Annotated in this window: 12 protein-coding genes; 7 read left to right on the forward strand and 5 right to left on the reverse strand. The window is 67.1% G+C overall.

Features of this window, described 5'->3' with window-relative positions:
* Positions 1-15 precede the first annotated feature (15 nt).
* A complete protein-coding gene (locus ACT6UX_RS03255; protein ID WP_444773706.1) occupies positions 16-1,284 on the reverse strand; it encodes a hypothetical protein in 1,269 nt (422 codons plus the stop codon).
* Positions 1,285-1,364: 80 nt separating this feature from the next.
* On the opposite strand from ACT6UX_RS03255, the gene ACT6UX_RS03260 reads away from it, so the two are divergent.
* Together ACT6UX_RS03260 and ACT6UX_RS03265 are read left to right on the forward strand one after the other, a co-directional pair.
* Positions 1,365-3,476, forward strand: a complete 2,112-nt coding sequence (locus tag ACT6UX_RS03260; protein ID WP_444773707.1) for a molybdopterin-containing oxidoreductase family protein — start codon at positions 1,365-1,367, stop codon at positions 3,474-3,476.
* On the forward strand, positions 3,473-4,408 hold the full coding sequence (locus ACT6UX_RS03265; RefSeq protein WP_444773708.1) for a division plane positioning ATPase MipZ: 936 nt from the start codon (positions 3,473-3,475) through the stop codon (positions 4,406-4,408). The genes ACT6UX_RS03260 and ACT6UX_RS03265 overlap by 4 nt, the downstream gene beginning before the upstream one ends.
* On the opposite strand, the gene ACT6UX_RS03270 is transcribed toward ACT6UX_RS03265, so the two are convergent.
* Positions 4,326-5,582: an MFS transporter gene (locus ACT6UX_RS03270; protein ID WP_444773709.1), complete on the reverse strand. Its 1,257-nt coding sequence runs from the start codon at positions 5,580-5,582 to the stop codon at positions 4,326-4,328. The two genes, ACT6UX_RS03265 and ACT6UX_RS03270, sit on opposite strands and share 83 nt — an antisense overlap.
* A gap of 133 nt (positions 5,583-5,715) precedes the next feature.
* On the opposite strand from ACT6UX_RS03270, the gene ACT6UX_RS03275 reads away from it, so the two are divergent.
* From ACT6UX_RS03275 to ACT6UX_RS03285, 3 genes are read left to right on the forward strand one after another with little or no spacing between them, the layout of a single operon-like run.
* Entirely contained in the window at positions 5,716-6,363 is a 648-nt protein-coding gene (locus ACT6UX_RS03275; protein ID WP_444773710.1) for a VWA domain-containing protein, read from the forward strand.
* Positions 6,360-7,559: an acyl-CoA dehydrogenase family protein gene (locus tag ACT6UX_RS03280; RefSeq protein WP_444773711.1), complete on the forward strand. Its 1,200-nt coding sequence runs from the start codon at positions 6,360-6,362 to the stop codon at positions 7,557-7,559. The genes ACT6UX_RS03275 and ACT6UX_RS03280 overlap by 4 nt, the downstream gene beginning before the upstream one ends.
* Positions 7,552-8,841, forward strand: coding sequence for an alginate O-acetyltransferase AlgX-related protein (locus tag ACT6UX_RS03285; protein WP_444773712.1), 1,290 nt, complete (start codon positions 7,552-7,554; stop codon positions 8,839-8,841). The genes ACT6UX_RS03280 and ACT6UX_RS03285 overlap by 8 nt, the downstream gene beginning before the upstream one ends.
* Here the strand turns inward: ACT6UX_RS03285 and ACT6UX_RS03290 are convergent.
* Positions 8,838-9,590 carry an SDR family NAD(P)-dependent oxidoreductase gene (locus ACT6UX_RS03290; protein WP_444773713.1) on the reverse strand — a complete coding sequence of 251 codons (753 nt, stop codon included), beginning with the start codon at positions 9,588-9,590 and terminating at the stop codon, positions 8,838-8,840. The two genes, ACT6UX_RS03285 and ACT6UX_RS03290, sit on opposite strands and share 4 nt — an antisense overlap.
* Positions 9,591-9,846: 256 nt before the next feature.
* On the opposite strand from ACT6UX_RS03290, the gene ACT6UX_RS03295 reads away from it, so the two are divergent.
* Entirely contained in the window at positions 9,847-10,731 is an 885-nt protein-coding gene (locus ACT6UX_RS03295) for a YicC/YloC family endoribonuclease (RefSeq protein ID WP_444773714.1), read from the forward strand.
* A complete protein-coding gene (gene gmk, locus ACT6UX_RS03300) occupies positions 10,721-11,371 on the forward strand; it encodes a guanylate kinase (RefSeq protein ID WP_444773715.1) in 651 nt (216 codons plus the stop codon). The genes ACT6UX_RS03295 and gmk overlap by 11 nt, the downstream gene beginning before the upstream one ends.
* Here gmk and ACT6UX_RS03305 read toward each other — a convergent pair.
* Positions 11,346-12,149, reverse strand: a complete 804-nt coding sequence (locus ACT6UX_RS03305) for a lysophospholipid acyltransferase family protein (RefSeq protein WP_444773716.1) — start codon at positions 12,147-12,149, stop codon at positions 11,346-11,348. The two genes, gmk and ACT6UX_RS03305, sit on opposite strands and share 26 nt — an antisense overlap.
* Before the next feature lie 21 nt (positions 12,150-12,170).
* Complete coding sequence (rsmA, locus tag ACT6UX_RS03310) at positions 12,171-13,004, reverse strand: 16S rRNA (adenine(1518)-N(6)/adenine(1519)-N(6))-dimethyltransferase RsmA (RefSeq protein WP_444773717.1); 834 nt, start codon at positions 13,002-13,004, stop codon at positions 12,171-12,173.
* Positions 13,005-13,006 lie beyond the last annotated feature (2 nt).

Consider the following 13,006-nt stretch of genomic DNA (forward strand, 5'->3'; position numbering starts at 1 on the left):
GCCCGGAGACCTTCGTTAGCGAGTGACGTGTTGCACGACGCGGCCGGCGAGCAGTTCCTGCGGCGTCGGCGTCCAGATTTCATTGGGCGGCGTGTCGATCACGCGTTGCGCGAACTCGGGCGCGACGCCGCTCGCGACCAGGAAGCGCCGCATGTCACGGTTGCTCTCGTACAGGTCGTTGGCGCCCAGGCCGGGAAAGCTGCCCTGGTGGAAGCCCAGGCGTCCGCCGGGCGCGATCGAGCGATCGTTGCCGCCGAGGAAGGCGATCGTGCAGGCGGAGGCGCAGGCCGTGTCGACTCGGGTCGCCAGCCGGCGGTTGCGGATCATGCGGTTGATCTCGAAGGCGGTGCCGATGCGCCCGCCGGGGCCGGCCAGGACGACGCGACGTACCGAGGGATGCTTGTCGAGCGCACGCCGCACCGTATCGGCGCTGCCGGTGCCGTAGGCGCCCTCGACGCTGAGCGCCGTGCCGTCGGGACTGACCGTGACGGCGAGCGTGTCGAGCGCTTCATCGCCGGAATAGATCGCCCACAATTCGCGGATCGAGGGCACGGCCCGTTCGTAGAAGAGGCCGCCGATGCCGGCGATCGACAGTGCCGCGGCGACGAAGATGCCGAGGGCGATCGGGACGGGCGCGCGCCGTCGCGCGGCAATCGCGATCAGGCAGACCTGCACGAAGGCGAAGGCAGAGGCGCCGAGGCAGAGCAGGGCGGGGCCGAGCACGTGGAGAAGCGTCACGTCGCCGGGACCGAACACGGCGAGGGTGATGCTCCCGAACCCGATCAGCAAGGCCATCGCCGCCCAGACGCCGCGATAGTAGAGCGTGAGATCGAACGGCGCGGCGCCGTCGCGCCACAGCGGCACGCCCAGCGCTTCGAGATGGTCGATCATGCGGGCGAGCTTGCCGGTGCGGATGCGCTTCACGCCGCCGCGGTAACCAAGCGAGACGGCGAGATCGGGGGACACGCTGCCATCGGCGAGCCGCACCTCGCGCAGGCCGATCGAGCGCGCGGCCATCTCGGCGAAGGCGATCAGCGCGTGCGCCACTGGAGAATGTTCGGCATCCGACGCAGTGGCCAGGGGACCGATGGCGAGATGGCCGGCGGCCTGTTCCAGCAGGCAGGCGCCGAGCGGTGCTGTTTCGCCGTCGATCACGAAGATCGCGCGCGTATCGCTCGTCGAGGCGAGAGGCGGCAGGCTGGGGAAAAGTCGGGCGATTCCGTCAGCATCGGCGGCGGTGGCGCGCCGAACGGCGCCCACGGAGACCCGATCCTGAGAAAACACGCTGACTCTCCACTCCCTGAGGCCGCTTTCACGGGCGGTGACCGGTCTGTATGCTGCGGCACTTCTCGTGGAGCGTCCAGATGTCCCCCGACGATCATGCCTACCCGCCGATCGCCCGTACCAGGAATGGGGAGTCGGGCACGACCACCGTCCCGTCGGTCTGCCCGCACGACTGCACCAGCACCTGCGCGCTCGATGTCGAGCGGCTGGGCAACTCGAAAATCGGCCGCGTGCGCGGCTCGATGCGCAACGACTACACGGCCGGTGTGATCTGCGAAAAGGTCGCGCGCTACGCCGAACGCATCCACCATCCCGACCGGCTGATGAAGCCGCTGCGCCGGGTCGGACCGAAGGGCTCGAAGCAGTTCGCCGAGATTTCTTGGACGGACGCGCTCGACATCGTGGCCGAGCAGTTCATCGCCAAGGCGCGCCAGCACGGCAGTGAGACGATCTGGCCCTATTACTATGCCGGCACGATGGGGCTGGTGCAGCGCGACGGCATCAACCGGCTGCGCCACGCGATGAAGTATTCGCGCTATTTTTCGACCATCTGCGTGACCCTGTCGGACACCGGCTGGATCGCCGGCGTGGGGGCCAAGCGCGGCGCCGACGTGCGCGAGATCGACGAGCATGCCGAGCTGGTGGTGATCTGGGGCGGCAATCCGGTGAACACCCAGGTCAACGTGATGACCCATGCGATGAAGGCGAAGAAGCGCGGTGCCAAGCTCGTCGTCGTCGATCCCTATCGCACCGGCACCGCCGACCAGGCCGACATCCATCTCGCCGTGCGTCCCGGCACCGATGGCGCGCTGGCGGTCGGCGTGATGCACGTCCTCTTCAAGGAGGGCTATGCCGACTGGGACTACCTGCGGAAGTACACCGATGCGCCGGACGAGCTGGCCGCGCATGTTGCGACCCGCACGCCGGAATGGGCGTCGAAGATCACGGGCCTCTCCGTGGAAGAGATCGTGTCGTTCGCGCGCCTCTACGGTCAGAGCAAGGCGTCGTTCATCCGTTGCCATCACGGCTTCAGCCGTAGCCGCAACGGGGCGGCCAACATGCATGCCGTGACCTGCCTGCCGGCGGTGACCGGCGCGTGGCAGTACAAGGGCGGCGGCGCCCTCTACGGCCACACCGGCATGTATCCCATCAACAAGACGCTGATCGACGGGCTCGACAGGGTCGATCCGTCGATTCGCGATCTCGACCAGTCACGCCTGGGTCCGGTGCTGACCAACGATCCGGAGGCACTGAAGAACGGTCCACCGGTCACGGGCCTGCTGATCCAGAACACCAATCCGGCGATGGTCTGTCCGGAGCTCGAGCTGGTCCACAAGGGCTTCAAGCGCGAGGACCTGTTCACCTGCGTGCACGAGCAGTTCATGACCGAGACGGCGGCCTTCGCCGACATCGTGCTGCCGGCCACCATGTTCCTGGAACACGACGACTTCTACACAGCCAGCGGCCACACTTTCTTCCAAGTGGCCAAAGCGGTGATTGACGCGCCGGGCGAGTGCCGCGAGAACCACTTCGTGATTTGTGAACTCGCCAAACGCCTGGGTGCCGAGCATCGGGGCTTCGACATGACGCCGTGGGAGATCATGGACGAGACGCTCAAGGTCTCGGGCATGTGGGACGCGGAGACCAACTGGCAGAAGGGCGGTCAGGACTTCCACCTGGGGTTCGAGACGTCGCACTTCCTCGACGGCTTCGCCTGGCCCGACAAGAAGTTCCGCTTCAAGCCCGACTGGGCGGCCTATGGACCGCGCGGCACGGAAATGCCGGTCCTGCCCGACCATTTCGACGTGATCGATAATGCCACCGACGCCAAGCCCTTCCGGCTCGTCGCGGCACCAGCGCGCACGTTCCTGAACTCGACCTTCACCGAGACGCCGAGTTCGCAGAAGCGCGAGGTCCGGCCGACCGCGTTGATGAACCCGGACGACTGCATCGCCATGGGCATCGTCGAGGGCGAGCGGCTGGAGATCGGCAACGAGCGCGGCAAGACCGTGGTCAACGCGAAGCCGCGCGCGGGCCAGCAGAAGGGTGTCGTCGTGGTCGAGGGCATCTGGCCCAACCGCAACTTCGAGACCGGCATCGGCATCAATGCGCTGACCTCGGCCGATCCCGGCTGGCCCAATGGTGGTGCGGTGTTCCACGATACCGCCGTCTGGATCCGTAAGGCCTCGTGAGCGAGGGCTTCCAACCAGCGCCCAATCCGAGCATCGCCCAGACCCAGGCACCTCGGATCGAGGGCCGCGGCCACGTCCTCGTGATCGGCAACGAGAAGGGCGGTTCGGGCAAATCGACGACGGCCCTGCACGTTGCCGTGTCGCTGATGAGGGACGGCGCGCGCGTCGCCACGCTCGACCTCGACGCCCGGCAGGGAACGCTCAGCCGCTACATCGAGAACCGGGTGAATTACTCGGCGAAGAAGGGCCTGGACCTGCCCATGCCGATGCATACGCCGGTGATGATCTCGACCCTCAACGATCGCCGCGAGGCCGAGGCAGACGAGCGCGCCCGGCTGGCGGCGGCGCTGGAACCGGCGGTCGGCGCGGCCGACTTCGTGATCATCGACACGCCGGGCAGCGACACCCATCTCAGCCGGCTGGCCCACACCTGGGCCGACACGCTGCTGACGCCGCTGAACGACAGCTTTATCGACCTCGATCTTCTGGCCCGCGTCGATCCCGACACGCTGAAGATCGTGCGGCCGTCGATCTATGCCGAAGCCGTCTGGAAGCAGCGCCAGATTCGCGCCGTCGAGGGCGGCCGGCCGGTCGACTGGATCGTGATGCGCAATCGCCTGTCTTCCCTGGCGGCGCGCAACAAGCGCGACATGGGCAATGTTATCGAGGCGCTGGCCAGGCGCATCGGTTTCCGGGTCGCCGCGGGCCTCAGCGAGCGCGTGATCTACAAGGAGCTCTTCCTGATGGGGCTCACGTTGCTCGACCTGAAGCGCGGCAGCGGCAGCGGGCCGTCCTTGACCTTGAGCCACGTGGCGGCGCGCCAGGAAGTGCGCGACCTCGTCATGGCGCTCAACCTGCCGGGGGTCGCGCCTGCAGAAGTGGACGCGCCCGTGACAGAAGAAGCCATAGAAGCCCTGCCGCCTGCAGAATGAAGAGCAGGCCGAACGACCAGCTGTAGCCGTCCGGCGAGTAGCCGGTGGCGGTGCGCGGCCACAGGTCGACGACTTTGCCGATCGCCCACTGGCCGCCGAAGATCACCGTGAAGACCACGAGATTGGAACTGGTGCTCACCCGTCCGGCATATTGCGGGGGAAACGACCGCGCCAGCAGCGGCATGTACTGGATCGGATAGGCGCCCAGGAAGCCGAATAGCAGCCAGGCGACGACGGGATAGAACGAGGGCACGAACGCCAGCCACGCGCAGACCAGCGCGAACAGCGTGCTGATGAGATTGGCCGAGGCGAAGTCGCTGACGCCGATGCGGCGGAACGCGCCGGCCAGCACGCCGCTCAGCGCAAAGCCCGCGGTCATCACCGCCGTCGTGTAGAGCTGGATGTCGGCACGGGTCTCGTTGCTGGCGAAGCCGCCGACGTCGCGCAGCCAGGGGCCGATCCACAGGGTGATGGCGGCGATGAATGCCATCTGCTGGAAGGTAAGCAGCGGCTGGATGCGCCAGAAGAAGCCGTTGGTCAGCACGATACCGGTGATGCGGAACTGGTCGCGCAGCGTTCCGGGTGCCGCCGGCGTGCCGCGCTCCGGCACGACGGTGAACAGGATCGCGGAGACGACGAGGCAGACCCCGGCCAGCCAGAAGAACAGACCTTGCCAGCTGATGACCGAGAGCGACCATTGGATCGGCAGCGTTGCGGCCATTGCGCCCAGCCCGCCCGCCATCATGTGGAAGCCGGTGATCAGGCCCCAGCGCTCGGGCGGATACCACAGCGTGATCGCCTTGATGGCGGCCATCAGGCCGCCGGCGAACCCCAACCCGATCAGCACACGCGCCACGATCAACTCGCCCAGCGAGAGGCTCAGCCCGAAGAGGGCGGAACCGATCGCCGCCATCGCCAGCAGCACCGCCTGCACGCGGCGTGGACCGTAGCGGTCGAGCATCACGCCGAGGATCGGCTGGCAGCCGGCGAAGAACAGGAAGAAGGCCGAGGTCAGGAGGCCGAGGTCGCCCGCGCTGATTCCGACGTCCCGTTCGAGATACGGGAAGATGACCGCGTTCACGCCGCGGAAGATGTACGAGAGGAAATAGGCGAGCGCGAACGGAACGAAGACGCGCAGCAGCAGCGTGGCGAAGGTGGGGGCGTTTCCGGTCATGCTTCAATGTTGGCGCGAACGCGCGGCTGCACCATATTGAACGCATCGCAGAGGGTCAAAGGACATGGCCGAGGATCGCGCCCGAGATCGCAACGTCCCGTCTACCGCAGGTGCGAATGCCGTGGATGCGTTCGTGCGCGAAGTCGGCAAGCTGCCGGTCGATCACAGACCGGGCGGACGCGGCCGGCTGCTGTTCGCCATGGATGCGACGGCGAGCCGGGAGCCGACTTGGGATCATGCCTGCGCCATCCAGGGCGAAATGTTCGTGGCGGCCGATGCGCTGGGCGGCCTCGACGTACGGCTGGCTTTCTATCGCGGCTTCGAGGAATTCAAGGTCAGCAAGTGGACGTCCGACGGTCGCGAACTCGCACGCCTGATGAGCAGCGTGCGGTGCGCGGCCGGACGCACCCAGATCGCCCGCCTGCTGCGCTATGCCGGCGAGCAACGCCGTGAGAGCCGTCTCGATGCCGTGGTCTTCGTCGGCGACTGCTGCGAGGAGGATGTCGACGCGGTCGGTCATGAGGCGGGCCAGCTCGGGCTGCTTGGCCTGCCGGTCTTCGTGTTCCAGGAAGGCCAGGATCGCACGGCCTCGCGTCTGTTTCCCCAGATCGCCAAGCTGACGCGCGGCGCCTATTGCAAGTTCGACCGGTCGAGTCCCGACCAGCTCAGGCGCCTGCTCGGCGCCGTCGCCGCCTATGCCGCCGGAGGGCGCTCCGCCTTGCTCAAGTACGGCAAGGACCAGGGCGGCGCCGCCGCCCTTCTCACCAACCAGATGAAATGACCGACGACCTGCTGGCTGCCGTCGAAAGATTCTTCGACGAAGAGATCCTGCCGCGCCATCGCGAATGGGCGGCTCATGTATCGGCCCGAAAGGGGACGCCTCCGTTCGTGGCCGACCTTAAGGCGAAGGCGCGCGCCGCCGGGCTGTGGAACCTCGGCCTGCCGGACCGGATGAGCAATCGCGCCTTCGCGCCGATTGCCGAGATCACGGGCCGCCTGCCGTGGGCGCCCGAGGTATTCAACGCCCAGGCGCCTGACGTTCCCAACATGATCATGCTGCAGCACGCGGCGAATGCGGAACAGAAGAAGTGCTGGCTCGAGCCATTACTGGAAGGGCGCATCCGTTCGGCTTTCGGCATGACGGAGCCAGACGTTGCTTCGTCCGACGCGACGAATATCGCCACGACCCTGCGGCGCGACGGCGGAGACTGGGTCGTGAACGGCCGCAAGTGGTACATCACGGGCGGCGCCCATCCCGACTGCGCCTTCGTGATCGTGATGGGCGTGTCGCGGCCCGAGGCGTCGCGGACCGGGCGGCATTCCTGTGTGATCGTGCCGATGCCGTCCCCCGGCTTGCGGGTCGTTCGCGAACTGCGCTTCCTCGGCTGGGAGGACAGTATCGCGCCCATCGCCGAACTCGACTTCAAGGACGTTCGGGTGCCGGCGGAGAATCTGCTGGGCGAGGAAGGCGAGGGGTTTGCCGCCGCGCAGGTGCGGCTGGGACCGGCGCGGCTGCATCACTGCATGCGCGCGATCGGCACCTGCGAGGTGCTGGTCGAACTCATGATGGCGCGGGCCGCCGAGCGCCGGGCGTTCGGCCGTGCGGTGATCGACTACGATTCGGCGCAGCAGGCGATCGCGCGCTCCCGTATCGAGATCGAGCAGGCCCGTCTGCTGGTGCTGCGTACGGCCGAGCGGCTGGATAGCGATGGGCACCAGGCCGTGTGGCGCGACGTCTCGATGGTGAAGGTTGCCGTGCCGGAGACGGCGCAGCGCATCGCCGACCGTGCGCTGCAGCTGTTCGGGGCGATGGGCGGCAGCGACGACGCGCCGATCCACCGGGCCTTCGCCGTCGCGCGCATGCTGCGCATCGCCGACGGACCCGACGAGGTCCATCTGCGGCAGATATTCCGGCAGGAACGGCCGGCCCGCTGGACGGTGTCGGACTCGCCCTATATTACGCCGGGCGATGACTGAGACCGGCCGCAAACGCATCTACGCGATCGTATTCGGCCTGATCCTGACGGGCGTCACGCTCGCGGGCCTCGAACTCCTGGCCTCGTTCGAGGCACCGTCCTGGCCCGCGCGCGCGCTGCGGTCGACTCCGCCGGTGAACGTCCAGTCGAGCGACTTCACCGGCCTCGCCGACAAGCCCTGGATCTTCGAACCGTACAATTCCTGGGGCATGCGTGACAAAGAGCGCAGCGTCGCCAAGCCGCCGGGCGGCGGCTTCCGGACCGTCTTCATCGGCGACAGCTATCTCGAGTTCCAGTTGACGCGTCTCACCCTGCCCAGGGAGGTCGAGCGGCGCTTCATCGAGGCCGGGCAGCCGAACGCCGAGATGATCAACCTCGGCATCTCTGCGACCGGTCCCCGCAGCTACTACTACCGCATGCGCGACGTTGCCTTCGCCCTGTCTCCCGATGCACTCGCGGTGTTTTTCTTCTCCGGTAACGACTTCGTCTTCGACGGTCAGGGCTACGGTCAGGGCCTGCTGCCTGATCTCGTCAGCGAGGCGCCGGGCGGTTCGATCATGGGCAACGTCATGCCCAACGCCAACTGGGTGCTGGTCAACCGCCTGCGTCTGTCGGAGATGCTGAGGACCAACAAGCCGCTGCCGCAGGAGTTCGACACGCTGGCGAAGATCGCCCGCCTGCCGCCGGGCGAGCGCACACCGGCGCTCGCCCGGCACGTCAGGCGCTACTACTACCCGGACCTCAGCGAGCAGCAGATCGTCACGATCTTCGGAAGGGATGGCGATGCCTTCTGGCAGGCCTATGCTTCCGGCAAGGCCGACGACGAGTCTTTGCAAGGCTGGCTTCTCAACCTCATGACCAAAGCCGAGGTCGAGAAGTCTCCCTATTTCGAGGCCACGACGCCGGAGCAGGCGGCGCGCCTGGTGAAGGACGGCGACATCCAGGCGACCCTGTCGTGGCTCACGGCAATGGACGGCGCGGCGCGGGAGCGCGGCGTGCCGCTGGTCCTGTTCATCGTGCCGCCCGGCACCGTCGACCCCGACTATATCGAGTATTGGAAGCGCTGGCCGCGCTTCTATGCGTTCAACGTGATCGCCGACTACAGGCAGGACCGGCTGCTGGAAGCCTTGGCCAAAACGTCCATTCGCTATGTCGACCTGCGCAAGGACTTCGAGGGCGTGCGCGGCGCCTACCGCCGGAGCGACGCCCACTGGACGGACAAGGGCGTCGAGATCGCGGCGAACCGCGTATTCCAGGAACTGCGCCGCCTCGAACGCCGCTAGGCGGCGCCGAGCAGCCGTGCCGTCCAGCTTCCGGGGAGGACCGATCCCAGCCAGACACCCGCCTTGGTGCCGATCGGGAAGGCGATGCGCGGCTTGTTGGCCGCGAGGCCGCGTCGGATGATGCTCGACGCCCGCGCGGAGCTCATCAGGAATGGCATGGGAAACGGGGCCTCGGCCGTGATGCGGCTGACGACGAAGCCGGGACAGATGACGCTGACGCCGATCCCGTCCTTCTTCAGCACGTAGCGGATGCTCTCGCCCCACACGCGCACCGCCGCCTTGCTGGCATTGTAGGAGGCGGAATAGGGCAGGCCGATGAATCCGGCCAGCGAGGAGACGATGCCGATCTGGCCTCGCTTGCGCGCGATCATCGGGCCGAGCAGCGGCTCGACGGTGTTCAGCACCCCGTTGATGTTGACGTCGAGCGTCTTGCGGATGATCGAGAAATCGTCGAGCGAGGAATTGTCCTTGTCGATCGAGATGCCGGCATTGGCGAGCACGAGGTCGACGGGATGCGCCGCGTCGAAGGCCGTCAGCCAGGGCAGGAAGCGCTCGCGGTCGGTGACGTCGATTGTCGCCGCGACGACGGTGGCGCCCTTTGCACGGCAGCCGGTGGCGACCGTCTCGAGGCGCTCGGCATCCCTTCCGGTCAGGGCCAGGGCCACGCCGGGACCTGCGTAGTCGAGCGCCAGCGCCTCGCCGATGCCGCTCGATGCGCCCGTGAGCACGATGCTGGAGAAGGTCTTCATGTCGAGCGCCCTCAATGTTGGGGTTTCGTGCGCCAGCCCCAGGTGCCGGCCATTTCCTGCGTCGAGAGGATCTCGAGTCCGGCCCGGCCGCCGACACGCCCTGCGCACAGGGCGACGACCCTGACGCTCGTTTGCCGTGAGGCAGGCCTGATCACCATGACAAACGTCGCCTCAATAGCCGATTGAATCGAATTGCCGATCCACTTAAGGGTTTACGGTGCCCACAAACAGGGCAGGGGGCAACTTGATCGCAAGTATGACGGGATACGCCCGGGCGCAAGGATCGGATGATCGGCGGCGCTGGGTCTGGGAAGCGCGCAGCGTCAACGGGCGAAACCTCGAGATCAGGTGTCGCGTGCCGCCCGGTTTCGACCGGCTGGAAAATCCCGCTCGAGTCGCCGTCGGTGGGAGGATGAAGCGTGGCAACGTCTCGCTCACCCTCACCATCACGAGCGAACGCAATGCCAAGCCTCTCACGATCAATCGCACCTTGCTGGCGGAACTCGCAACGCTGGTCGACGAAGTGCGCAGGACGACCGGGGCGGCCGCTCCTTCAGCGGACGGGCTCTTGCGGGTGCGCGGCGTGATCGAGGAAGAGGATACCGGCGAGGAGACCGAGCAGGCGCTCGCTCTTCTGGACAGGGAGCTTCAGGCGACCCTCGATGAGACGCTGAAGGCGCTCGTCGCCTCGCGTGCCGCCGAAGGCAAGGCTTTGGCCAGGGTAATCGATGGCCACGTCGCGGAAATCGAAGGCCTGTGCGCACGGGCCACGGAGCGTGCGTTGGCTCAGATCGGCACCGTGCGCGCGCGCTTCGAGACCCAGCTTGCGGAACTGCTCGGCCGCGTGCCGGCGCTTTCGGAAGAGCGCTTCGCCCAGGAAGTGGCGTTGCTGGTCGGCAAGGCCGACGTGCGCGAGGAACTCGACCGGCTGAGCGCCCATATCGCGCAGGCGCGGAGCCTGCTCGCCGACGCACGCGCCGACAACCCGGTGGGCCGGAAATTCGATTTCCTCTGCCAGGAGTTCAATCGCGAGGCCAATACGCTCTGCTCCAAGTCCGCGGACATCGAGCTGACGCGCATCGGCATCGATCTCAAGGGCGCCGTCGAGCGCATGCGGGAGCAGGTCCAGAATGTCGAATGAGGTGGATTCCGGCCAGATCCAGCGGCGGGGCCTGATGCTGGTCCTGTCGTCGCCTTCGGGTGCCGGCAAGACGACCCTGTCGCGGCAGCTGCTCGACAACGACAAGCAGATCCAGCTCAGCGTATCGGCAACCACGCGCGCGCGCCGGTCCGGTGAGAAGGATGGTATCGACTACAACTTCGTCGATACCGCGACCTTCAACAGCATGATCGAGCGCGAAGAGTTCCTCGAGCACGCGCGGGTGTTCGACCATTTCTACGGCACGCCGCGCGCTCCCGTTGAGGAAGCCCTGATGGCGGGGCGCGACGTGCTTTTCGACATCGACTGGCAGGGTACGCAGCAACTCAAGGAAAAGGCCGGCAGCGACCTGGTGACGGTCTTCATCCTGCCGCCCTCGACGCGCGATCTCGAGCGGCGATTGATCACCCGCGCCCAGGACTCGATGGAAGTCGTGCAGAAGCGGATGGCCAAGGCCGCCGACGAGATGAGCCACTGGGCCGAGTACGACTACCAGATCATCAACCGCGACATCGCGACCAGCCTGATGGAACTGAAGTCGATCCTCACGGCCGAGCGGCTCAAGCGCGAGCGGCAGGTCGGCTTGTCGAACTTCGTCAAGGCGTTGCGCGAGGGGCGCTGATCGGCGCGCCGATTCCGGTCTGTCCCTGCGAGCGCAGGACGAGCTGGCTCGGCTGGTAGGGACGGCCCGTGAACTCGGCGATCAGCCGGTCGCTCGCACTCTCGATCGTCTCCTCGAGACGGCGCATGAAGCTCTCCTTGTCGAGGCCGGTCTCGATCGCCGGGAGAAACTCGACCGCGGCGCGGCCGGGCTTCTTGCGCCAGTCGCGGCGATTCCACAGCAGACCGACCGACGTGGCGACCGGCGTCACGGGCAGGGCGAGATCGCGATAGAGATAGTAGATGCCCGAGCGATAGCGCTCGCGTTCGCCGGGCGCCATCAGGTTGCCCTCGGGATAAATCGCGATGTGCCGATCGCTCTCGTGGGCGCGCCGGGCGAACTGGGCGAGATTCTCGCGCTCGCGACCGCCCCCGCAGGTGTCGACCCGAATCATCTGCAGCCGGTAGAGGATCGCGCCGATCAGCGGGTAGCGGAACAGCTCCTGCATGGCGACGAAGGCGATGCCGCGGATTTGGGCTGCGAGCAGAATGCCGTCGCTCTCGCTGTGGTGCTTGTTGGCCAGGAGGGCGGGCCCGTCGGCGGGGAGATGTTCCAGCCCCCGGAATTCGATCTTCATGCCGCCGATCCAACGCATGCCCCAGACCACCGCGCGCGCCCAGTGGAAGAGCAGGCCGCGCAGGAGCACCGGGGTGGGAATTGGGACCAGCAGGATGCCGACGACTGCCACAAGGAGGGTGCCGGCGTAGAAATAGGCGTTGAAGGCCAGTGAGCGGATCATGGCCTAAATAATAGTGAGTACTCACTCACTGTCAAGGGCGCCCGCCAGTCTGACGAAGTCTGCGACCGAGAGTTCCTCCGCCCGAGCGGTGGGACGCAGGTCCAACCGCTCGAGCGTCGCCACGGGATCGGCAAAGACACTCGCCAGAGACCCTCGCAACATCTTCCGGCGCTGCCCGAAGGCGGCAGCCGTAACGCGCTCCAGCGGCTTCAGGTCGGTCAGCCGCTCCGTCGGCGGCCGGGGCGTGAGCCGCGCCACGGCTGAGGTCACCTTCGGAGGCGGCACGAAAGCGGTCGGCGCGACGTCGAACAGTCGGCGGACTTCGCATACATGCTGGGCGAGCACGGAAAGCCGGCCGTAGTCTTTGGTCCGTGGTTCGGCGACCAGGCGGTCGACGACCTCCTTCTGGAACATCAACACCATGTCGGCGATGTCGCTCGCCGCATGGAGCCAGCGCACCAGCAGGACCGTCGACACGTTGTAGGGAAGGTTCGCCACGATCCGCCGCGGCGCTGCTCCGAGATCGCGCGGCTCGATCTTGAGGGCATCGGCCTCGATGAGGTCCAGCCGCCCCGCGGCCGCGGCCTGCAATTCGAGCAGAGGGCCAAAGGCCCTGGTATCGACCTCGACGGCAACGACGTGACGAGCGCCCTCGAGGAGCAGCGCCCGTGTCAGCCCGCCGGGACCGGGACCGACCTCGATCACGGTCCCCTCGTCGAGCGGCGCTGCGGCGCGGGCGATGCGCCGCGTGAGATTGAGATCGAGCAGGAAGTGCTGGCCGAAGCGCTTGCGGGCATCGAGCCCGTGCACCGCGATCGTCTCCCGCAGGGGCGGCAGGGCCTCGACGCCGTCCATGC

Origin of the sequence: Reyranella sp. (assembly GCF_052439685.1) — a bacterium.
Lineage (GTDB): Bacteria > Pseudomonadota > Alphaproteobacteria > Reyranellales > Reyranellaceae > Reyranella.